The sequence below is a fragment of the Amycolatopsis sp. WAC 01375 genome, assembly GCF_003947325.1.
In the GTDB taxonomy this organism is placed as follows: domain Bacteria; phylum Actinomycetota; class Actinomycetes; order Mycobacteriales; family Pseudonocardiaceae; genus Amycolatopsis.
In genome coordinates, this window is sequence record NZ_QHHW01000021.1 from 24,169 (window position 1) to 44,742 (window position 20,574).

20 protein-coding genes and 2 pseudogenes are annotated in these 20,574 nt (G+C 67.6%); 9 read left to right on the plus strand and 13 right to left on the minus strand.

Annotated features, from left to right (window positions below; all coding sequences use genetic code 11):
• Nucleotides 1-87: 87 nt before the first annotated feature.
• Nucleotides 88-1,092 (minus strand): hypothetical protein, encoded by a 1,005-nt coding sequence (locus DL991_RS10165; protein WP_158634403.1) that lies wholly within the window; start codon nucleotides 1,090-1,092, stop codon nucleotides 88-90.
• Between the two features lie 186 nt (nucleotides 1,093-1,278).
• Here DL991_RS10165 and DL991_RS42590 point away from each other — a divergent pair, with 186 nt between their 5' ends.
• From DL991_RS42590 to DL991_RS10175, 3 genes are all read left to right on the plus strand, one after another.
• Complete coding sequence (locus DL991_RS42590) at nucleotides 1,279-1,425, plus strand: hypothetical protein (RefSeq protein WP_158634404.1); 147 nt, start codon at nucleotides 1,279-1,281, stop codon at nucleotides 1,423-1,425.
• Nucleotides 1,426-2,831: 1,406 nt separating this feature from the next.
• Nucleotides 2,832-3,983, plus strand: coding sequence for an acyltransferase (locus DL991_RS43265; protein ID WP_158634405.1), 1,152 nt, complete (start codon nucleotides 2,832-2,834; stop codon nucleotides 3,981-3,983).
• Nucleotides 3,984-3,988: 5 nt separating this feature from the next.
• A complete protein-coding gene (locus DL991_RS10175) occupies nucleotides 3,989-4,510 on the plus strand; it encodes a hypothetical protein (RefSeq protein ID WP_125783343.1) in 522 nt (173 codons plus the stop codon).
• On the opposite strand, the gene DL991_RS10180 is transcribed toward DL991_RS10175, so the two are convergent.
• The gene (locus DL991_RS10180; protein ID WP_125783345.1) at nucleotides 4,511-4,774 is read right to left on the minus strand and encodes a hypothetical protein; all 264 of its coding nucleotides are present in this window, start codon (nucleotides 4,772-4,774) and stop codon (nucleotides 4,511-4,513) included.
• Nucleotides 4,775-5,042: 268 nt separating this feature from the next.
• Between DL991_RS10180 and DL991_RS10185 the strand changes: the two genes are divergently transcribed.
• On the plus strand, nucleotides 5,043-5,969 hold the full coding sequence (locus tag DL991_RS10185) for a hypothetical protein (RefSeq protein WP_125783347.1): 927 nt from the start codon (nucleotides 5,043-5,045) through the stop codon (nucleotides 5,967-5,969).
• Nucleotides 5,970-5,980: 11 nt separating this feature from the next.
• On the opposite strand, the gene DL991_RS10190 is transcribed toward DL991_RS10185, so the two are convergent.
• Entirely contained in the window at nucleotides 5,981-7,420 is a 1,440-nt protein-coding gene (locus DL991_RS10190) for a hypothetical protein (protein WP_125783349.1), read from the minus strand.
• A gap of 35 nt (nucleotides 7,421-7,455) precedes the next feature.
• Between DL991_RS10190 and DL991_RS10195 the strand changes: the two genes are divergently transcribed.
• The gene (locus tag DL991_RS10195; protein WP_199753903.1) at nucleotides 7,456-8,247 is read left to right on the plus strand and encodes a trans-aconitate 2-methyltransferase; all 792 of its coding nucleotides are present in this window, start codon (nucleotides 7,456-7,458) and stop codon (nucleotides 8,245-8,247) included.
• On the plus strand, nucleotides 8,183-8,749 hold the full coding sequence (locus tag DL991_RS10200) for a DUF6624 domain-containing protein (protein ID WP_125783350.1): 567 nt from the start codon (nucleotides 8,183-8,185) through the stop codon (nucleotides 8,747-8,749). Before DL991_RS10195 ends, DL991_RS10200 begins: the two co-directional genes overlap by 65 nt.
• A gap of 64 nt (nucleotides 8,750-8,813) precedes the next feature.
• Here DL991_RS10200 and DL991_RS10205 read toward each other — a convergent pair.
• The 4 genes and pseudogenes from DL991_RS10205 to DL991_RS10220 all read right to left on the minus strand — a co-directional run bounded on the left by DL991_RS10205 (nucleotide 8,814) and on the right by DL991_RS10220 (nucleotide 12,049).
• A pseudogene (locus DL991_RS10205) lies at nucleotides 8,814-9,636 on the minus strand (SAM-dependent methyltransferase).
• A gap of 226 nt (nucleotides 9,637-9,862) precedes the next feature.
• Nucleotides 9,863-10,708, minus strand: a complete 846-nt coding sequence (locus tag DL991_RS10210; protein WP_199753905.1) for an NYN domain-containing protein — start codon at nucleotides 10,706-10,708, stop codon at nucleotides 9,863-9,865.
• Nucleotides 10,709-10,969: 261 nt separating this feature from the next.
• Nucleotides 10,970-11,326 carry an Lsr2 family protein gene (locus DL991_RS10215; protein ID WP_125783352.1) on the minus strand — a complete coding sequence of 119 codons (357 nt, stop codon included), beginning with the start codon at nucleotides 11,324-11,326 and terminating at the stop codon, nucleotides 10,970-10,972.
• Between the two features lie 240 nt (nucleotides 11,327-11,566).
• The gene (locus tag DL991_RS10220) at nucleotides 11,567-12,049 is read right to left on the minus strand and encodes an NUDIX domain-containing protein (protein WP_158634406.1); all 483 of its coding nucleotides are present in this window, start codon (nucleotides 12,047-12,049) and stop codon (nucleotides 11,567-11,569) included.
• A 293-nt stretch (nucleotides 12,050-12,342) separates the two neighbouring features.
• On the opposite strand from DL991_RS10220, the gene DL991_RS10225 reads away from it, so the two are divergent.
• Entirely contained in the window at nucleotides 12,343-13,560 is a 1,218-nt protein-coding gene (locus tag DL991_RS10225) for a glycosyltransferase (RefSeq protein WP_125783356.1), read from the plus strand.
• Nucleotides 13,561-13,580: 20 nt separating this feature from the next.
• On the opposite strand, the gene DL991_RS10230 is transcribed toward DL991_RS10225, so the two are convergent.
• The 5 genes from DL991_RS10230 to DL991_RS10250 form a co-directional block, all read right to left on the minus strand.
• Nucleotides 13,581-14,231 carry a formyltransferase family protein gene (locus tag DL991_RS10230; protein ID WP_125783358.1) on the minus strand — a complete coding sequence of 217 codons (651 nt, stop codon included), beginning with the start codon at nucleotides 14,229-14,231 and terminating at the stop codon, nucleotides 13,581-13,583.
• Complete coding sequence (locus tag DL991_RS10235) at nucleotides 14,228-15,439, minus strand: DegT/DnrJ/EryC1/StrS aminotransferase family protein (protein WP_125783360.1); 1,212 nt, start codon at nucleotides 15,437-15,439, stop codon at nucleotides 14,228-14,230. Before DL991_RS10235 ends, DL991_RS10230 begins: the two co-directional genes overlap by 4 nt.
• Nucleotides 15,436-16,440, minus strand: a complete 1,005-nt coding sequence (gene rfbB, locus DL991_RS10240; RefSeq protein ID WP_125783362.1) for a dTDP-glucose 4,6-dehydratase — start codon at nucleotides 16,438-16,440, stop codon at nucleotides 15,436-15,438. The genes DL991_RS10235 and rfbB overlap by 4 nt, the downstream gene beginning before the upstream one ends.
• Before the next feature lie 64 nt (nucleotides 16,441-16,504).
• The gene (locus DL991_RS10245) at nucleotides 16,505-17,080 is read right to left on the minus strand and encodes a dTDP-4-dehydrorhamnose 3,5-epimerase family protein (protein WP_125783364.1); all 576 of its coding nucleotides are present in this window, start codon (nucleotides 17,078-17,080) and stop codon (nucleotides 16,505-16,507) included.
• Nucleotides 17,081-17,119: 39 nt separating this feature from the next.
• On the minus strand, nucleotides 17,120-17,488 hold the full coding sequence (locus DL991_RS10250) for a hypothetical protein (protein ID WP_125783366.1): 369 nt from the start codon (nucleotides 17,486-17,488) through the stop codon (nucleotides 17,120-17,122).
• A 123-nt stretch (nucleotides 17,489-17,611) separates the two neighbouring features.
• On the opposite strand from DL991_RS10250, the gene DL991_RS10255 reads away from it, so the two are divergent.
• A complete protein-coding gene (locus tag DL991_RS10255) occupies nucleotides 17,612-19,120 on the plus strand; it encodes a peptide deformylase (protein WP_125783368.1) in 1,509 nt (502 codons plus the stop codon).
• A 321-nt stretch (nucleotides 19,121-19,441) separates the two neighbouring features.
• Nucleotides 19,442-19,684: a hypothetical protein gene (locus DL991_RS42510; protein WP_148106359.1), complete on the plus strand. Its 243-nt coding sequence runs from the start codon at nucleotides 19,442-19,444 to the stop codon at nucleotides 19,682-19,684.
• Nucleotides 19,685-19,904: 220 nt separating this feature from the next.
• On the opposite strand, the pseudogene DL991_RS43955 reads toward DL991_RS42510, so the two are convergent.
• A pseudogene (locus DL991_RS43955) lies at nucleotides 19,905-20,372 on the minus strand (IS30 family transposase); the annotation flags it as partial.
• Between the last annotated feature and the right edge of the window lie 202 nt (nucleotides 20,373-20,574).

Sequence of the window (20,574 nt, forward strand, 5' to 3'; positions counted from 1 at the left end):
CGGTCGCGGCGTGCGCACGTGGACAACGCTGATATCACCAGCTGAGGCAGTCATCCTCAGGCGCGCGACCGTCGTCTCCGACGAAGGCTAGGTGCCGCGGGACAAGCGGAAGGCGTATTGGTTGAGATTCATGAGCAAGATCTGCGCCGCCCGCTCCAACGCCAGGTCAGCGCTGGGGCCAGCGAAGGTAGTGTCGATGAGTGTCCCGCGCAGGCGGCACCGGGCGGTGGCCACGAACGGTGGACCGGACTCTGTGGCCCGGATGTCCAGGTCTGTGATGGCGTCCCAGGTTTCGGCCGCCCGCAGCGACTGCCACGCGTACGTGCCGGGCACATGCGGGATCGGGAGCCGCTCCAGCGGGGCCAGCGGAGCGTTGGTCATACCGGCGAGATGCGCGAGAATCCGGACCTGAGCGTGCCTGCGGGCATCCCACTCGTCCGCACCGGGGCACGGTCCGATCTGGTGCTCCGCGCCGTCGACCTCATACCTGGCGTCGACCTCGAACGCGTGCGCACCGCCGATCACCCGAACCCGCTCGTAGCGGACCGGGTCACGCCACAAGCCGAGTTCGTCGAAACGGTCGTACAGCACGGTGGGGATCAGATGGTCGTCGGCGGACTGCTGGAGCAGGTGCAGCACCGCGAGCCGCGCACGGTCCCACTGTGTTCCGCGGGTCGCGAAAAACAGAATGGGGATCTCTCTGCCGTCCAGCAATCCCAGCTGGGAGCGAATCTCGCATTGCTCGATCACCTCCCTCGGCGCCTCGCCCTCATCGGCCACCGCGACTAGCACTCCGAAGAACTCGTTGGAATCCAACGAGGACAGCCGCTGTCCGAGCGATGGCTGCGGGTTGACCGAGACCGGTGACCGGACCGCGTCCCTCCAAGGGACGCGATCAGGCAGTGCAACGTCGACATGGCGGATCGCTGGGTCTACCGGCTGTGGCAGATTCGCGAGACGGGCCAGCAAGCTGACGTGGGCGGCGTCCGCCGCGCTGTTCGAGTCGAGGGCGCGCCGCTCGTCTCCTGCGACGGTCACGGCGTCGACGGTGATCGAGGCCTGTGCGACGAAGTGTTCCCCGGCCGCAGTCATGACCTTTCGTGACGTGGCTCGCCAGATTGGAGAGCCGATCTGCGCGCAGTGCGCGGACAGGACTGCGGCGGCGTGTTCCGGCCTCCGCGCGAGGCTCTCGATCACGAAACGGCGCACACCAGAATTCGTCATCGCCGGCGGCGCCAGCAGAAGGGTCCGCATGTCGGCTCGGGTCAGCGTGTCAGCTTGGGCACGGCGGTGGATCTCGTCGGCGCCGTCATCGCCAACGACACCGCCGACGATGTACGGCCGAAGCCATATCGGCCGAGCGAGCCGCGCCGTCTTCGCCATCACCACAACCTCTCCTTCCACGTCGACGCCGCCATCACCTGACACCCCGTGTCCAATCGCATCAGACAGCTACCGGCTGAGAGCGGCACTTCGGCGAAGTAGCTGACTTACTGGGTTCCGATCACGGGCCGAGCTGCTCCGACACCTGCCCAGTCCAGCGAGCGCTGGGTGGCGGTGCTGATGTGGCACCGCCACCCAGCTGGGTACCCACCCAGCCCAAGCGAGTCTCGGGCACGCGGATCATCGCATCGTGCACAGACAATCCTTGCAGGCCGCCGACATGTTCCGGTAGCGGTCCTACACTGGCACCTTGGTGATGGTCACCTGACGCGGTCCCTGCTCGTTCAGTCGCGCTGCAGGCACGCCTGGGGCCACCTGGATCTGCACTGGAGGGCGGTGTTCGCACGTACCGCGGAATCCTGCGGTACTCGGCATGGGCGTCCCCGCCGCTTACCGGCCATGGCTTCAGGCCTCGAGGTGTACGGCGGTTCGTGCGCCGCTCAGCCGTTCTGATTGGCAGAGTCCGCCGGGTCCCGCACGTACCGGTCAACAGAAGACTCGCCCAGCTCCACGCGGCCGACGGGGACTTGTCGGTTTTGCGGCCGTAGCGACACCCCCTCCGGCTGAGACGGGACTTGCTCGAGGTGGGAGTCGACGTTGCCGGTCTCACCGATTTGTTCGGCCAGCCGCGTAAGCAGGTTATCAGCGCCGTCACTGCATGGGTTGGGATGACGACGCGCCGCCGTTACCCGTTCCGTGAACCAAAATACCCACGATCGAGTGATGCTCGCCGTATCTCACCTGGGCAGACGAGTTATCAGGAGCGAATTGACGTCGCGAAAACTGTGGGTGCTTTTTGTATCATCTCCTGTACCACTCGGGCATCCTGTGCGCCATGACCGACAAGACGCCCCCGTCAACCAGAATTCAGGGCGCTGTCCCCGACGACCCGCCCGCGTGGCGATGGCTTTTCCAGCTCGTACCTGGCCCTGGCTGGGCGCTGGTCTTTCTGCTCGTGGGTATGTCGGGGATTGCCGTCGTGGCGGTAGTCGCCGATCCGGTAGTAACCCTCTCCGTACTCGGCGCGGCAACTGGCACTGCGGGGTTGCAAGCCGCAGCATCTTGGCGGTGTCGCCGTTGAACTCCCCAGGGACTGGTCGATAGGAACGGGTGCGTCAGCGGCGGCCGCAGTGACGCCCTAGCCGTGTTGCGACGCCGGCGATCCCGGAAACAACTGGCGCTACACGACGCAAATCCTGGAACTGTCCGAGGACAGTATCGCTGTCCCGACCGAGGTCGGACGAGGAGCTCGTACGGCTGCAGTCCCCCGACCGAGCAGTACACGTGAGAATATGGCGGACCGGCAGCCTGAACGATGGCGATCAGCGCCGCCGCCCGGTAACGGAGGGTTGCCTGCCGAAACGGGTGATACCGGGCAGGATGTTGCTGTGCTGACATCACCAGGATCGGGGTCCGATCCGACGCCGGAAGCCGAGGCGCGCCGGATCGCGGCGGAACTCGGCGAGTTCCAGGTTCCCGGGGATTACCCGTTCGCGGTCGCGGGGTCGGTGACCTCACCGTGGGGCATGGCGCGGGTGATCCGGGTGGAGCCCGCCCGGGTCCTGCACGTCATCGGGGCGAGTGAGATGGCCGAGCAGCTGCGCGCCCTCTATGGCAGAGGCGCGATCGCGGGCTGGTCGCTGCTGCCGCTGCCCGAGTCGCGTACTCCGCTGGAGCAGTATCAGTCGGCGTTCGAGGCGATTCCTCAGCGCGAGGGCGGCGCCCGTGGCCACAAGCAGCTCACCCACGCCGGGTTCGCCCACGCCGAAGAGGTCGCGGCGTGCCCTGACTCGGTGCTGCTCCGGATTCGCAACATCGGCCCCAGCACCCTGACTCGGATCCGCTCCATCGTCGGCGGCCCGCCCGCCGAACACCCTGGACCGCGCATCGAGATCCCCGCTCCGGATGCCGACGGCACGTCGTCCGCGCCACGTCTGCCCACCGAGCCGGCCGCGCTTCGTACCTGGTGGCGCGAGCAGCGGACCCAGGCAGCGATTATCCGTGCCTCCCCTGAGTCCGACGGGTTCGCCGAGTTCGGCGGGGACACGATGCTGGCGTTCCCCCAGGGTGTCCTTGACGGCAGTCATCGGATCGCGCTCGGCGCCCGCTGCCTGATCAACGAACACGTGACACTGTCGGCTGGGTTTCCCGGGGATGACACGCCGGGACCGGTGGTGATCCGGCTCGGCGACGGCGTCGTCCTCGGCCGCCGCTGCGAGCTCCACGCCATGGAGAGCATCCGGCTGGGGGCCGACGTGTTCGTCGGTCCTGGCGCGCTGTTCTTCGACCACAACCACGTCGATGTCGATCCCGGGGTGCCGATCGGGCACCAGCTGCCGCTGCAGGCCGCGCCGGTCGAGATCGGCGCCGGATCCTGGATCGGGGCCGGGGCTATCATCCTGGCGGGAGCACGGATCGGAGAGCACAGCCGCGTCGGCGCGGGCACTGTCGTTGTGTCCGGCGACTATCCGCCCGGCAGCCTGATCGTCGGCGCCAGGCCCCGGGTACTCCCCCGGACGCCCCTGGATCTGTCACAGTGACCGGTATGACCGCACCGGCTCACAACCTCACCGACGACGAGCTGCAAGCCTTGGCCGACCGGCTCGGCGAGGCCGTCACGCGCGGCGATGTCGCCCGCGAGACGGCCATCGGCGAACTGCTCGACAAGGCCGACGGCGGCCTCACACCGGTCGGCGCGGGCGAGGCGATCGACCATTGGAACTACGACCTTCCCGACTATGCCGCGGCGTTCGAGGACCTTGTTGGCCCTGTGAGCGGGTTCGCCGCGGTGTCGCCTGACGAGTGGGTCATGCACGGCCTGCGGCTGTTGACCATCAGCACGAACTCTGACGCAATCGAGCGCTTGGGGCGGGACGTGGTCGACGGCCGCAGGACCCGCGACGACGCGATCACCGCCCTGCGCGACTACCTGGATCTGTCGATGAGCGCAGACGACGCGGGACGGCTCATCGACTGCTGGGACACCGTCGGGATCCGGCACTCCCGGGCAGCGCGGCACCTGGCCCGCCTGATCTCCAGGAGAGATGTCATCCCAGCCCGGGGCTGATCACGCCGTCTCATGTGGGCGCTGCGCCCAGTTCAGCAGCCTGCATAGCGCGAGGTAGACGATAGAATCTTCCCAGGTGTGTGCGGCAGCATCCGGCGCTGTGATGGGTGAGGTGTTGCCACGCTTGCGGGCTGGATGGCCGGGCTCGACGCGGGCTGTGAGGACGGCATCGATCACGGTGACCAGCTGCTTGTACTCGCCACGCACGGTTAGCAGCAACCAGCCTCGCAGTTCACTGCCGTTGGTTACCATCTGCCAGATCATCAGGGCGGCTGTGTACCTGCGAGCACTTCCCCGATGACTGCGATGCCTTGTCTCGAGCGCTACGGGTCGTCGGGCGCGGTTGGTCGCTCACGCGCGCCGTGGCGCGGAGCGTCTGGCTTCCACCAAGGTGGCCTTCAACGGCATCTTCGTCCCGAAAGTCGCTGTCGCGGACCGCCGGTCAGGCCTCGAGAGAGATAGAACTCTCGCCAAGGACCCTCGGGTAGGTCCCAGAGCGGCGGGCCACGCCTGTGGCCGCTACCGTGCCCGCGTGATCAGATTGGCATCGGTAAACGCGTTCAAACTCTACGGCGATCCGGCGGACGAAGCTCGGTTCGCGCACGTTGAAGAGATGATCCGCCGTACCGACGCGGACATTGTCGCTGTCCAAGAGATCGTCGCGCATCCGCCGAAGAACCCGGGGGATCCCGGCAAACGCGACTTGGCCAAGCTCCGTGTCCAGCGGCTCGCCCACGCTGTGGGTCTGCGCTGCGATATCGACGGCGAGGTGATGTGCGCCTTGGGCGGCGGCAACCACCACGCCGCATTGCTGTGGCGTGCGGGGGCCCGTGCGGGCAAGGCCACGATCACGCCGGTGACAGGGAAAATCGGGAGGTTCGAGCGTGTTCCAGCGGGGATGTGGCACTCGTTCGTCACTGCGGTGTTCGACCTGGACGGCAAGAAGCTACGGGTCGGGAACGGGCAGCTGTCCCATGTCGATCCCGGCATCGGGTGGGGATGGGCTGACGCCGGACAGGTCATGCGGGCCATGAACGGCGATGAGATCGCCGGTCTTGTCGCCGCCGACTGGAACGGTGTGGGCGCCACCAAGGTCATGCTGAACGATGGCGGCGAAACTGACTACGACCCCGACCCCTATCACGGAATCGCCTGGCATCCCGATCACGCCTACCAGTTCGACGAGTACGGCCGACTCGATCGCAGCGCCGCGCTCCGTCTGGAGGGACCCGGCCGGTTCCGCGACTGCGCCCGGATCGCGAATGTGCCGTGGAAGCCCACGACCGGCCGGTTTCCCGGTGACAAGCATCCTCCGCGCCGGATCGATCGCTGGTACGCCACTCACCATTTCCCGGATGACGCAGTGATCGGCCTCGATGTACTCGGGGCCGAACTCGTTGGCCACTGCACCGATCACGATCCGCTCGTGGTGGAGGTCGACGAAACGAAACTTGCCTGACCGTCTGCCGGTCAGCGCGTGGTGACCAGCGAATCGGGGCCACGATCCTTCGGTGCGGTCCGAACGATATGGCCGACCAGGAGGGCGAGCTGGATGACGGCGGCCATGCCGTCCTCGGTGGCGCCCGCGATCGCCGGGCCGAGGTCGTCCAGCGCGCCCGGAACGCCGGTACGGATCCGCATGGCGGCGTCACGCAGGCGACTCAGGACGTGCTGTTCCTCGCGGGAGGGGTCGAGCCGGTGGAGTCCGTCGACCATGCCGGTGGGAACACCGTGCGGATCGACGACCGCCAAGGTCACGCGGTCGAGGTAATGCAGTCGTTCAGCCAGGATGTCCATCCACGCCCCGGCGACCGACATCAGCGCAGGACGACCACCGACGCGGATCAGGCTGTCCAGGTAGGCCTGTGCCTGAGCGTGGTGGTCGCTGGCCGCGGCAGCTGTGATCGTCGCCGCGCGCCGGCACCAGCCACCTTCCTCGGCCCGGAAGTGCGGGGCGTGAATCACCAGGGCCGCGATGAGATGGCGGCGGCCACCGATGGCGTCCATGACCTCATAGACGTGACGAGCCAGCGGGTACACGTCCTCGAGGAGCTGCTCGCGGGTCGCGGTTTGCAGGACGGTCACGAACGCGGCCAATGCCTCCAACTGTCCATCGACGACGGTTTCCTGCACATAGCTGTGCAGACAGGATTCGACGGGCACGATGTCCGTCGCGGCCGCGACCGTGCTGGCCGCGATCGCGGTCCACCACTGCACGAGTCCCAGGAGCCGGTCCCTGGCGATCAGGTCGTCGACCAGGGCGGTGTAGCGGTCGGTGTCTCCAGCCGCGGCCGCGGCTGTCAGGTCCGCGGTGTCCCGTCCGCCGTCACCCAGCGGCTGCAGGAGCAGCTCCCGGAGCCGCCACACCAAAGCCCACTGTTCCGGTCCAGCCAAGGTCGACACGTCGCCGATCAACGGGTGCTGCCGGTGCAGCTTCCCCTCGTGCGCGGTGTCGATCAGCGCGGCCGCCTTCACCGGCCACACCGCACGAGGGTCCTCGTCAGGCTTGACCAGGGAAACTCCCGGCGGGGTCCCACCAGGCTTGGTCGCGTGCGGCGACCGGCCCGCTGACGACAGAGTCGCGATCACCTGCGCCCAGGCGATCACCGCATCCCAGGTCCCGCCAGCCCGATGCAGATCCTCCAACACCTTTACGATCTGATGATCCCGACTGTGGGGATCCATCCTGCTTTCTTGCGCGATCGACACCACCCGACGCGTCGCAGTGATCACCAGACCGAGCGGCGCGATCTCCCTCTCCCACATCACCCCATACTGGCAGGCTCGCCCCGGCACGAAATGCCGAGCGGCCTGAGTAGCGGCCCTCGTGAGCCAGTACCGTGCGAGCTCATGCAGGTTTGCGCGTCGACGGCAGCCACCCTCGACGCGCGGTGTCGCCGTCCACTGCACGTCGATAGACCACGCAGTTCCTGGACACTGGTGCAATGGGCGATTACCGCAGTATGTCCGGGTGGGCTCGCCAGGCTCGCCGGCTCGAACCGATGAGCACGGCCTACTGGGACCGCTACGCGGCTCGCACGGCCAACGCCGACACTGACGAGGTGCCAATCGACCCGTTCGGGTGGACCCAGTATTCGTCCCACGGTCCCGGTATCGAGGTGCTCGGCGACCCGCTCTCAGCTCTCGAATTAGGGTGCGGACGAGGTGACGCGGTCGCGGCGCTGGCCATGCGGGGCGTCGACGCGACGGGGGTGGACACCTCCGGCACGCAGTGCGTGCACGCGCGTCGCCGCTGGGGGCACGTTGCGGGAGCCCGCTTCGAACAGGGCGACGTGGTGGAGTTTCTTGCCAGGTCGGATCGGACCTGGGATGCGATCTACTCGGTCTGGGGCGCGCTGTGGTTTCTCGATCCTGCCGTGCTGTTGCCGCTCGTGCGGGATCACCTGACACCCGGCGGGAAGCTGGTGTTCTCCCACGCTCCCCCTGTACCGGGTGCCTACGGCATACAAGGCATGTATGGAGCCAAGTTCAGTGCCGAACCACAGTGGGTGTACCGATGGTCCTACGAACCGGAGACATGGACGAAGTTGCTGCGTGACAACGGCTTCGAAAACATCCACTCACGTGTCGAACCGGCTCCGGACCCAACGAAGCTCGGCACCCTGATCGTGGAAGCCGAACTCCGGCCAGACCAGTCGAGGAGCGTCGCGGATGGCAGAGAACCTCCCAGCCGTCGAACTGGCGGTGCTCAGCGAGGAGTCCCTACGTCGCGCTGAAACCGACAAGGCAGCTCGACGGGCGCTGGATCCCGACTCCCCCACTGCTGGGCAGTGGCAGCGCGTCAGCGAGGTCGACGCCGTCAACACCGCGTTCCTGGCCACGGTGGTCGACCGTGTCGGCTGGCCAGGTACGAGGCTGGTGGGGTCGGATGCCGCGCACGCGGCATGGCTGCTCGCCCAGCACGCCCCCGCGGAGGATCGGGCGCGGTGGCTTCCTCTGCTCGCCGCGGGCGTCGATCCCGACGACGAGGTCGCGGTTCGCGATCACGCCTATCTCGCCGACCGCGTCGCCACCGACACACGACGCCCGCAGCGCTGGGGCACACAGTCCTTGTGCTTCCCGGGCAAAGGGTGCCGGCTGTACCCGCTCGATGACGCGCCGGGCGTGAACGCGCGGCGCGTGTCGATCGGGGTGGAGCCACTCACCGAGGCGGTGCTCGCCGCGGCCTATCCCAGCTACGACACCATCAACGCCGCGCGCGGCCTGCCCGCTCCGTGACCGCCCCGCCCCGCGGCGCCGAGACATGGCCTGTGGCCCGGCCCAACCCGGGGCACTGGGTCTTTCAGTGGGTGCGGGCCACTCCGGCCAGACCGCGCGACCGTGCGGCCTCCTTGGCGGCGTTCGAGGTGTCGGGTCGCCATTGAGGCAGCCACACCAGCCCGGGCTCGACCAGCTCCAGGTCCCCGAAGAACTCACCGATCTGTTCTCGTGAGCGCATGATCGCCGTGTGGTTGGTCCGGCGCCCGTACTCCTGCGCCACGCGTTTGCCCGCGTTCTGCGTCTCGACGTCCTCGGGCGCGACATGAATGTGCGACACGGCCGGGAAGCTTCCCGGCGGCAGCATCGCGCGGTGGAAACCGAGTGCGGCGTGCAGGTTCTGGTCGTCGCGCATGAAATGCTACAGGGCTACAAGCAGCAGCCCGATCGACCGGGTCCGGTCGATCAGGCCCGTATCGAGCACCCGGGTCCCATCAGCAGGCGCCGGTCGAAGAAGTCGGCGTCCAGTGCAGCGTGCCGGTTCGGGCCCGCGGTCTGCTCGAGCAGAATCTGCGCGTGCGCTCGGGCGATCGGCTCGTTGTCGATGTAGACGACCCGGCATTCGCCCCGTGCGACCTCCTCGGCGACCTCGTGCGTTGCCCTGCGTTGGGAGCCCGGAGCCGATGTCGACGAACTGCCGGATCCCCTGGTCGACCATGAACCGCACCGCGCGGCCCAGGAACGTGCGGTTCGCGCGGGCGAAGTCCCGGATCTCGGGCAGCACTGCGAGCTGCTGCTCCGCAAAGGCTTGATCGGCGGCGTAGTTGTGTCCCGCCGAGCAGGTAGCCATACACCCGCCCCACCGAGACCTTGTCCACCGAGGCAGCCACACGGGTGGCTTCATCCATGCTCATCGTCTACCCCAAGCGTCATCCGGTGGAGCGTCGGGTACCGGCACACTACCGGCTTCGGGAACGACGTCAGGTCCGGATCGCTACGAGGAGCCGAGGTGGCCCGGCGGCGCGAGGCATGGTCGCGCATCGCGCGGATCCGGAAAGTCGCCGATGCCGTCCGTCCAAAGTCTGAACGTGTGATGACCTGATCGGTGTTGCCGTGTCGCCCGGGTGGCTGTGGTCATCCTGTAGTCGAGCTCGCCATGAGTGGTTCGGCAGGCTCGATCAAGCTGAGCGTGATATCGCCGCCAGACCGGCCGACCGCTCGGACACGATGTTCCAACTGGCCCAATAGTTCCCGGAAGCTGGCACAGCCGAAGTCGGCCTCGGCGAACGCGGGGTCAAGTGCCCGCATCTTCGACTTCAGCCATGAGGCTGTAGGGGCCGACGTCGGGCTCTCCTGCATCGCGGCCACCACCAACGCCTCCGCGTCTGCCAGCCGGTGTACGGGGTGAGATGCCGTGTGAGGTGCCTCTGGCCGCGGTGCTGTTTCCTCGACGATGGACCCCCACAGCTGGTATTCGGAGCACACTGACACCAGGCGCGCGCTGGCGGAGGTCTCCGCGCCGACGCCGATCACGTACTTGCCGAACTCCCGCAATTTCGACACCAGCGGGGAGAAGTCGCTGTCGCCGCTGGCCAAGACGAACGCGTCGACCGACGGGTGCACGATCAGCGTCTCCATCGCGTCCACCGTCATCCGGATGTCCGCGCCGTTCTTGCGGGACGGGCCGTGTCCCAGCTGCACCAGGTCGACCCCGCTGCGCTCCAACATCTGCTGGTAGCGGCCGAACCGCGGATCGGCCCAGTCGGCATAGGCCCGGCGGGTCGTGGTCGGCCCATACGCCCGGCACAACCACGCCAGCGCCGCCGCCGGCACCGGCTCATACCGGTCAGGCAAGGTCGAACCGGCCCCCAGAACCACGTTCTCAAAATCGATAAGCAACGCCGCCTGCTGAGCACGATGTCCGGGCGGATCCCACCGGCCGAACACACTCCGCCGGGCCGCCTCGGCCTCACGGACCAATCGGACCGCTTCCAGCCCGTCATGAGCCCTGCCGCCCGGAGAACTGCTCCCACACTGCGTCACAGCCACCGACGATAGGCGGACGCGCGGTCAACACCGCCTAGTCTGTGGCGAGTTCACCTGGTCGAGCGTCCTCCACACGACACGCGCGGCGGCAGAACAGGTTCCCAGCCAGGCGACCGTCCGATCCGGACACCCCGCGGATCGTCACCGACGTCGGCGGAGGGGCATCCATCGATGCGCCCCTCCGCCGCGCCACAGCTAGTGTTTTTTGTTGTATGCCTCGACGATTTCCGACGGGATCCGTCCACGATCGGACACGTCGTACTTGTTCCTGCGGGCCCACGCGCGAATAGCCTGGTTCTGCTCACGGTCGGCCGCAGTCGGCGCCTTGGATACCGGCGACAGCGCAGCCGTGCCCACCATGGCCTTGCGCTTGCGTCCCCCGGCCCGGCGTCCGTGTTCGACGTACTGTCCGACGATGTCACGGAGTTCTTCCGCGTTGTCCGCGGACAGGTCAATGTGGTACGTCACGCCGTCGAGACCGAACTCCACGGTCTCCTCCGCTTCCGTGCCATCAATGTCGTCGACAAGACTTACCGAAACTTTCTGAGCCACGCCACGTCCCTCCAGAATGAGATTTCGAAGCACAGAATACTATGCGCGCGTCGTGACTGCCTATCACACGGCTTCCGAAACTCGGCGCGTGGCCATTTCTGGACTCCTCTCACCCGAAGGCTCCCATGTCGGGCAACGCGCACAGAAACCAAACCGGGGCGCAGTGCATACTACGCGGCCACGTCGCTGAGGGCCGGCAATTCCGACCCTCGTCTGTTGTGAATCCCTGCTTCGCTGAACTTAGTTGTTATCACTCTCTGCATGCCGCTGCAGGATCGCGATAATCTCCATAGCTTGAATCCGGGAGTCTTCCGAAACGCCGTCTGCATGAGCGAGCTCATCCGCGGCGAACCACTGCACGACGGACTCGGCGTCGTCGGAATAGTCGCCGTACGGTTCGGCGACGTACACGTGGTCACGATGTACGTGGTGAGCATCGGTGTGGTTGTCGGGCCCGGCTGGGACGTCGGCGATCCACCACGGGGCCGGGATCGTCGGGTGAGGAAACCGGTGCGGCAGTGGAAGCGCCAGGAGCCTGCACTGCACCCCTACCTCTTCGCGCACTTCGCGTACCGCCGTCTCGGCGATCGTTTCCCCAGGTTCTTGGTGCCCACCGGCCGGGAGGGTGATCTCCAGGCGGTGGTGCCAGACAAGCCCGATCAACCACCGATTCTCGCGGTGCTGCACCAGAAATGTCGACGCTGTCTGCTCGGTGATCGTCACGAAGCACGTCTCCCCTCTGTCGATCGTCCAGACCAGCCTGTCACACCCTCGCCGCCAAGGGCCCGCATGAGTCGACAGCGCCTTCCGCCGAGGACACGCGTCTGGGAGCGCGCGCCACGCTCCAGCTCGTGCCGTTAGGTCCATAGTGGACGTTGTCGTCGCGGCGTCCGGGATTGCATGAGTGCCGCCCGACTGCCGTGCGTGGTTGTGGAAGAATCCGCCTCGACAGTTGGGGCCTCCGCCGGATCACGGTCGAGCCTTCTCCGGCAGGTCGAGAAACACGGGTTTTGATGATGAACAAGCACAGTGCCGCGCGAGTCGGCGCCCAGCACGACACGCAGACGGCGCAGCGGCCATTCCGGTTGCTGGTCACGGGCGGAGGCACTGGCGGGCACACATATCCGGCGCTGACCGCCATCCGCACACTGCAGGCACGCCTAGCGGATCAAGGCAGGGCCGTGGAGGTGCTGTGGGTCGGAACCGCGGCCGGGTTGGAAGCTCGCGTCACCGCCGATCAGGGGATCCCGTTCGAGCCGGTCGCGACCGGCAAGATCCGTCGGGCACGCAACCCGCTGAAGATGCTGTCCCGGGCCAATATGACGGATATGGTCCGGGTTCCGCTCGGCGTGCTGCAGGCGCGGTCGGTCGTGGCACGTTTCCGGCCTGATGTCGTGCTGGCGACCGGCGGGTACGTCGCCGTGCCGGTCGGGGTGGCGGCTCGGGTGTGTGGCTGTCCGTTGGTCATTCATGAGCAGACGCTGCGGCTGGGGTTGGCCAACCGGGTGCTGGCGCGGTTTGCGGCCCGGGTGGCGGTGTCGTCGGAATCGACCCTGCCGCTCCTGCCGCCCCAGATACGGAAGCTTGCGGTCGCCACGGGAAACCCGGTGCGCGCGGAAGTGCTCACAGGTGACGCTGAGCGGGCTGTGACGGCACTCGGCGTGCAGGGTTTCGATGGGGCTCTGCCCACGGTGTACGTGACCGGCGGGGCGCAGGGCGCCACGCAGATCAACGAGCTGGTCTCCGCGATCCTGCCGTGGCTGCTCGAACAGGCCAACGTCGTGCACCAGTGCGGAACGGCCTCCCTGGGGACGCAGCGAGAACGCGCAGCTGAGTTGCCGGCGGATCTGGCCGCCCGGTATCTGCCGGTCGGTTTCGTCGGCTCGGAGTTGCCTGATCTGTTCGCGCTGGCCGATGTGGTGGTGTCCCGGAGCGGGGCAGGGACCATCGCCGAAGTGACCGCATTGGGGAAGCCGGCGGTGTTCATTCCGTTGGCATCCTCGGCTGGCGGCGAGCAGGCCCACAACGCGCGGCATCTCGCCGAGCAGGGGGCCGCGTCCGCGCTGCTCGGTACCGATGTCACCGCCGCCGACTTGCGGGACGCGGTGGCGCCGCTGCTGACCGATCCGCAGCGGCGCCGCGCCATGGCGTCCCGGGCACGCGAACTGGGTCGGCCGGACGCCGCTGACCGGCTCGTCGATGTCGTCCTGGATGCCGCGGGCGAGCGTCGGTGATCGTGCTCGTGGGCCTGATCTCAACGGTGAGGGTCCGGCGTGGTTCTGGTCCAGCCGTCGCGGTCGCCGAGCAGGTGGCTGTCTCGCCGGTAGTGCGTGGTCGCTCCGGTCTCGTCTTGGGGTCTCGTGGTGATGTTGTCGAGCCGGGGCAGGGTGTCGGAGATGAGCCGGCGTCCGTGGTCCATGGCCCGGTCCCAGACGTCGGCGACCTCGTCGACGTCGGGCCAGATGGAGAACAGCGCTTCGGCCAGAATCGGTCCAGAGTCGATGCCGACGTCGATGACATGGATGGTGATGCCGGCGAGGGCGTCGCGGTTGTGCAGGGCCCAGTTCACCGGGCGGGCGCCGCGGTAGGCGGGTAGCCGCCCGGGGTGGCAGTTGAGGATGTGCCGGGTGCTGTCGATCAGACTGCGGCCGATGATTTTGTCGTAGAGCACGCTGAACACAAGGTCGCACCGGCCGGGTTCCAGGTCGCGCCAGTCGCCGGAGCGCATCACGCGTGTCTGCGGCCATTTCTTTTCGACGACCCTGGACAGGCTGATGTCCCAGTCCGGCTCGGGCGCGTTGGGGACGACGGTATCCAGCACGGTGTCAGGCAGCGCGGTGATCACATCGCAGGCGTGCGCGGCGAGGCTGCCTTTCCCGAGCACGGCGGCACGGCGCAGGCTCACTTCCTTACCTCCGTTGGATGGTGGCGGTGATCCCGGTCCTGCTCACGCACAGTCGCCCCGCTCGGGGTATTGCCGGTGGCGAGGTGGAGCGTTCTGCGCAGGGCGGTGGCGACGGTGTGCACGTCGTTCTCGGTCATAGCGGGATGGAACGGCAGCGAGAGAATCTGCCGCCACAGCGCCTCCGACTGTGGAAGCGGCCTGGCCACGTGGCTGAACGCGGGCTGAAGGTGGTTGAGCGGGTAGTGCACGCCCACGGCGATCTCGGCGGCGCGCAGCCGTGTGTGGACCTCGTCGCGCAGTGGCGCGGGAACGAGGACTGTGCAGGTGAACGGCACGGTGTTCGCAACGTCAAGGTCGACCACAGTGACGTTCTCGATGTCGCGCAGTGCGGCCGCATAGACGTTCCAGAGGCGGCGGCGGCGGGTTTCCATCTCGGGGAAGCGGGCGAGCTGGACCCTGCCGATCGCGGCGTGGAGTGTGGAGAGGTGATAGCGGAACCCGGTGCCGTCCACGGTGTAGGACACCGCGGCGCCCCGGTCGGCCCGGGACCTGGTGATGCCCAGCGACCGCGCCCGGCGAAGGACCGCGGCCTCACCCACGGTACGCGGGACGACGGCCCCGCCGTCTCCGCAGGTGAGTGCTTTGATCGCGTCGAAGCTGAAGCAGGTCAGGTCGCCGGTGGCGCCGACGCGCCGCGGGCCGGCGTAGGAGCCGAAGGCGTGCGCCGCGTCCTCGACGACCGCGACGCTCTGGTCGGCGAGCTGCTGGCGCACGCTGGTCAGGTTGATCGCGCGGCCGCCGTAGAGGACCGGCATGACCGCGCGGGTAGCCGGGGTGAGCGCGGCGCGGAGGTGCTCGGCGGTGGTGCACAAGGTGGCTGGGTCGACGTCGACGAACCGGGGGCGGGCGCCGCAGGCGAGGGTGGCCTGGACGCTGGCGCAGAAGGTCAGCGACGGCACGACCACCTCATCCCCCGGCCCGACCCCAGCTGTCAGCAGCGCCAGGTGCAACGCTGCGGTGCCGGTCGCTACCGCGACCACGTCCGGAACGTCCAGGTAGGCCGCCAGTTCGCGTTCGAAAGCCTCGGTCTCCGCCCCGTGCCCGTACTGGCCGCTTTCGAGCGCGCGGGCGACGGCGGTGATTTCGTCGCCGTAGAGGAAGGGCCTGGCGTTGGCGCGGGGTCCGCCCGGTGCGGTCACGACGGTCATCCGCCGACCGCCGTCAGCTCGACGCCGTCCGTCCGCGTCGCCAAGGAATCGGCTGTGGGCCATCGATCGACGTTTCCGCGATACCAGTGGACGGTCTCGGCCAGCCCGGACGCCAGATCACGCTGGGGCCGGAAGCCGAGTTCGGCGATCTTGCTCCAGTCCATCGCGTAGCGGATGTCGTTGGCCGTGCGGTCGGCGACGGTAGTCACCGCGTCCCAGCTCATGCCGACGATCCGCAGGAGCCGGCCGGTCAGTTCGAGGGTGGTGAGGTCGGTGCCGCCGCCGATGTTGTAGATCTCGCCGGGGACACCGCGGCGCAGGACCAGCTCGATCGCCCGGCAGTGGTCCTCGACGTGCAGCCAGTTCCGCAGGTGTTGCCCGTGTCCGTGGACGGTGACGGGTTCGTTCGTGAGGAGCTTGCGCAGGAACAGCGGGATCAGTTTCTCCGGGTGCTGGCGGGGGCCGTAGTTGTTGGAGCTGCGGGTGATGCAGACCGGGACGCCGAAGCTGACGAAGTACGAGCTGGCCATCAGGTCGCTGGCCGCCTTGCTGGCCGCATACGGGACCGTGGGCCGTAGTGGAGCGTCTTCACGGGCGGAGCCGGTCGGCATCGGACCGTAGACCTCGTCGGTGGACACGTGAACGAATTTCTGGACACCGCAGCGCATCGCGGCGTCGAGCAAGGTTTGCGTGCCCATCACGTTCGTGCTGACCGAGTTGCCGACGTCGCGCAGGGAACGATCCACATGGGACTCCGCGGCCAGATGCACGACCGCGGAGTGGCCGGGCAGGACACCACCGACCAGCTCGGCGTCCCGGATGTCGCCCTCGACGAACCGCAGTTTCGGGGAGTCCAGGGCGGCGGCGAGGTTACGCCGGTCGCCGGCGTAGGTGAGACTGTCCAGAACGGTCACCCGGTCGATCTCGTCTGTCTGAATGAGACGGTCGACCAGGTGCGAGCCGATGAATCCGGCTCCACCTGTCACGAGCACCCTGTGCATAACGAGTCCAATCTGTCTCGACGCGGTCGGCGGAAATTGTTGTGGTGGAACGTTTTCAGAACCGTCAAAGCGTGTATGCGGGCAGTCGCCCGGTCCGTCCGGCGTTGGCCAGTGAGGGGGCCGCGAGATCCTTCGGTGACTGCGTCACGGGGATCTCGGCCGGCCAGGAGATACCGAGGTCCGGGCCGAGCGCCTGGATGCGAACGTCGCTGGCCGGATCGTGGGGCTGGGAGACCAGGTACATCAGCATCGAGTTCGCGGAGAGGGACAGGAACGCGTGGCCCAGGCCCTCGCCCAGGTACAGCGAGACGTCGTGGTCCTCGTCCAGCTGCTCCATGTGCCAGCGACCGAACATCGGGGAACCCGGCCTCAGGTCGACCACGACGTCCAGCACTGCTCCCCGAGCGCAGGTGACGTACTTGGACTGCCCGGGCGTCCCGGTCACGACGCTGATCCCGCGCAGAACTCCCCGATCAGAGAGTGACCAGTGGGCCTGCCGCGGTTGCCAGCTGTCCCCCGTCGCGGCGCCCACGATGTCGTCTCTGAACCACTCGTGAAAACTCCCCCGCCCATCCTCACGACGAGGGGTCTCTATCTTCCACGCGCCGGGGATCGGCAGCGCGCTGACGTGGGCAGCCATGTCGAGCAGGCCTCCTTCACTAGTCAGGACGTGGCATTGTCATGCGGCCAGGGAAGCGCTCGCCTCCGGCTCGGAGCGCGGCCGCCCGCGACCGGGCCGGTCTCCGGAAAAGTCCAGCGTTCCCCGTACCGCCACGATTTCGTTGTCAACCAGGACTTCATGCGGCTGGTTCCGTAACCAGCTCGCGCACGATTCGCAGACTTCGAAACGGTTCCCGAGATCAGGAAAGCTCACCGGACCGATCAGCTCAGCGAGGTGAGCGAGGCGATAGCCGAACACCAGGTTGCCTACCGGGTGGACCTGGAAGTAACCCTGATGCGCCAGATCGATGGCGAGATAGGCGTGCCGCCGGCCATCCCCGCCGTAGAGGCGGATCACCACCCTCGCTCGCGTCCCGCTGCCCGTCATCGCATCCCCTTTTCGTCGTGCCGCCGCAGGAAGGACACCGCACTCCGGCGGTGTGCCTCTAGGCTGAGCAGCGACTCACGGTGCGTTCACGCACACTCACGGTCCCGAATGGCGGAGGCGACGATGACGACGGGCACGACCAGCGGCGGCAACCCGGATGCCGAGGTGAACGTGTTCGCCGTCGAACTCGAACGCTGGCGCGACGTCCGCGGGTTCTCCCGGGCCGCGCTGGCCAAGGCCATGGGCTACGACCGCTCCTACGTCTCCAAGGTCCTCTCCGGCACCGAGCGCCCGTCGGAAGCCTTCGCCGGGAACGCCGAAGCCGCCCTCCGCGCCGGCGGCGCCCTGCACACCGCCTTCCGCGACTACGAGGCCCACCACCCCACCCGGACCCGCCCCACTGCATCACCCGTCACCGACGCCACGGCCGGGACCGGGAGCCTGGTGGTAGACCACGACGACGCGACCCTGCGCTACGACGACGGCGCCTACCGCCTCACCCAGCGCCGCCACCTGGTCAACCACGGCACCGAGCCGATCACCCGCTACCTGATCCGCATCTCCGTCGACCGCTACCCGGGCGACCCCGAACGCTCCAACCAGCTCTACTCCGAAAACCCGCTGACCTGGGACGAGATCGACCTGCACGCCTGGCACGGCCGCGGCCGCGCGAACCCGATGGACTGGACCGCCCACCACGACCGCGACGCCTTCAAAGAAGTCTGGTTGCTCTTCTCCGGGGCGCACGGACACTTTCCCCTGTATCCCGGGGAATCCTGCTGGATCGAATACGAATACACCGTCAGCGAAGAACACTGGGGCAACTGGTTCCAACGCGCGGTGCGCTTACCCACCCGCACCCTGTCGGTCTGCCTGGACTTCCCCGCCGAACTCGCCGCCTCGGTCTGGGGCCTGCACACCTCGATGACCGCACAGGCGATGCCGTTCGCCACCGCGATCGGCCGCGACGACACCGGCGACCGGCACATCTTCTCGTGGTCCTGCGAGGACCCTCCCCTGCACGCCCGCTACCGGCTCGAATGGGACTTCCGCGGCCGCGCCGCGCAGACCGACGGCCCACCACCGATGCCGAGCGAGGTCATGGCATCCCTCGGCATCGTCCAGGACACCGACCCCGCGCTACGCCGCACCGCCCGCCGCTTCGACTTCCCGGCCGAGGCCGAGGACGCCCGCCGCGTGGTCACCGCTCTGAACTCCGCGTGCGAACGAGTCGCTCAAGCCCACACGTTCGGCAAGGGCATGGGCATTGCAGCCCCGCAGATCGGCATCGACCGCGCCGCAGCCATCGTCCGTACCCCGGACGGCGAAGCGATCTCCCTGTTCAACCCCACCATCATCGAATCCGGCGGCGATGTCGACGAACAATACGAGGGCTGCCTGTCCTTCTTCGACGTCCGCGGCCAGGTACCACGCTCGCACGTGATCCACGTCGAGCACACCACCACCGACGGCCAGACGAAGATCACCGTGTTCGAGCGCGGTGTCGCCCGGCTGGCCGCCCACGAAATCGATCACCTGCACGGCACCCTCTACACCGACCACATGCGAAACGGGATCGACCCGATCCCCGTCGAGCAATACCGCGGCACCGGCACCACCTGGAAGTACTGACGCCCACCTGGCGGCTCCGGACAGGGCCAGGGCGGGTAACGCTATCGATCAACGATGCCCTGCATAACCGCCGCCAGGCTGCACGTTGCCGGGCCGACCACCGCTGATCGGCTCGTCGAATTCGTCCTGGACGCTGCAGGTGGGGCGCTGCGCACTGAGATCAAGCAGGTCATGTTCGGACGTGCTCCGCGGATCAGGGACCGCGACTGCAACCGAAGCGAAGTATGGATCTGTTTGTTCTTGGCGTCGTACGGATCAGACAGTGGGGGCGAGCAAGGCACGCAACCTTTGCAGAGCGTTGCATCCGTGTTCGGTGACCGTGTGAAGATCGTGTTTGTCAGCTGCCCGGAGGGTGCGTTGGAGTTGATGCGGCAGCCGTCGCTGTTCAGCGGCGAGAACCGCATCATCGAGTACCTCGGTCGCGCCAGCGTGGTCCCCCATCTCGGCGAGGGTCTCGCCGTGCGTGACATGCTCGATTACCTGCCATTGCGGTGCCATGGCGTCGGACGCCGCAGGTCGGGACAGGACGTGCAGCGCGTCGGCGGGACGGTCGAGGGCCAGTAGTCCTCGGGCGTGGATCTCCCGCAGGGAGAACGGGTTCAGGAGCATGCCATCGTGATGTGTGGTGTCGGCAAGTACGCGACGACATTCGGTGATCGCGACAGTGAACCGTGGTTCGTGGCGTGCTTCGCCGGCCGCACGGGCAAGCATGGCGAATGCGGTGCCGCGGTCTTCGGGTGTGGTGGCGATGGCGGCGGCGTGGTCGAGGCGCCCGCCCGATCGCCCGGAACGACTCATCCTGGCGGCACATGTCGGCGATCAGCTCCCGTTCGGTCACCGTCAAGTACCGGGGATGCAGCGTGGCCTCGACCGCCGCGACAGACGGCTGTGAGGACACGGGAACAAAGGTGGTCACGCCCGTCTTGTAGTCGATCCGGCGCCCATCCGGGTGGAGGCGCGAGTTATTGATCTTCCGGATCCCGCGATCCCAGTCACGAGCGGTGCGTTCGTTGACCCCGACCCGCGCCGCGGCATCCTTCTGCCGCACACCGGCCGCGCGAAGCCGGTCATACTCCGCCCGGCCCGGATGCCCGGACGTTCCTGACTTCCCCGGGCCCCGCACTCCCGCCCGCCGCGCCCAGGTGTGAGCCGTTCCCCGAGGCACCCCGACCACCCGGGCGGCACCCGAAATGTTGCCCTTCTCCCGATCCAGAGCCTCGAAGAACTCCCTCTTCAACCTCCCAAAATCCACGATCCCCGCAACTCCCTGAAATTCAGGGTGTTGCGGGGATCGCTAGAACCCGCCCTGCGGTCACGGGCCCTTGCGCATGTCGACGACCAGTCGACCACAAGCCGACGGGTGCACCCGCACCGATCTCCTCACACCCCGAGGCACTCCTCGCCTCGTGGAAGCCACCTGCCCGTTGGTCATCGTCGTAACCATCGAGAACGGT

Bases quoted from the DNA above. Each gene is read 5' to 3' on its own strand.
- DL991_RS10250 (WP_125783366.1), bottom strand. From the start codon at position 17,488: ATGACGGGCAGCGGGACGCGAGCGAGGGTGGTGATCCGCCTCTACGGC.
- DL991_RS10235 (WP_125783360.1), bottom strand. From the start codon at position 15,439: ATGACCGTCGTGACCGCACCGGGCGGACCCCGCGCCAACGCCAGGCCC.
- DL991_RS10175 (WP_125783343.1), top strand. From the start codon at position 3,989: ATGACCGCACCGGCTCACAACCTCACCGACGACGAGCTGCAAGCCTTG.
- DL991_RS10245 (WP_125783364.1), bottom strand. From the start codon at position 17,080: ATGGCTGCCCACGTCAGCGCGCTGCCGATCCCCGGCGCGTGGAAGATA.
- DL991_RS10255 (WP_125783368.1), top strand. From the start codon at position 17,612: ATGACGACGGGCACGACCAGCGGCGGCAACCCGGATGCCGAGGTGAAC.
- DL991_RS10195 (WP_199753903.1), top strand. From the start codon at position 7,456: ATGGGCGATTACCGCAGTATGTCCGGGTGGGCTCGCCAGGCTCGCCGG.
- rfbB (WP_125783362.1), bottom strand. From the start codon at position 16,440: ATGCACAGGGTGCTCGTGACAGGTGGAGCCGGATTCATCGGCTCGCAC.
- DL991_RS10200 (WP_125783350.1), top strand. From the start codon at position 8,183: ATGGCAGAGAACCTCCCAGCCGTCGAACTGGCGGTGCTCAGCGAGGAG.
- DL991_RS10180 (WP_125783345.1), bottom strand. From the start codon at position 4,774: ATGATCTGGCAGATGGTAACCAACGGCAGTGAACTGCGAGGCTGGTTG.
- DL991_RS10225 (WP_125783356.1), top strand. From the start codon at position 12,343: ATGAACAAGCACAGTGCCGCGCGAGTCGGCGCCCAGCACGACACGCAG.
- DL991_RS10165 (WP_158634403.1), bottom strand. From the start codon at position 1,092: ATGACTGCGGCCGGGGAACACTTCGTCGCACAGGCCTCGATCACCGTC.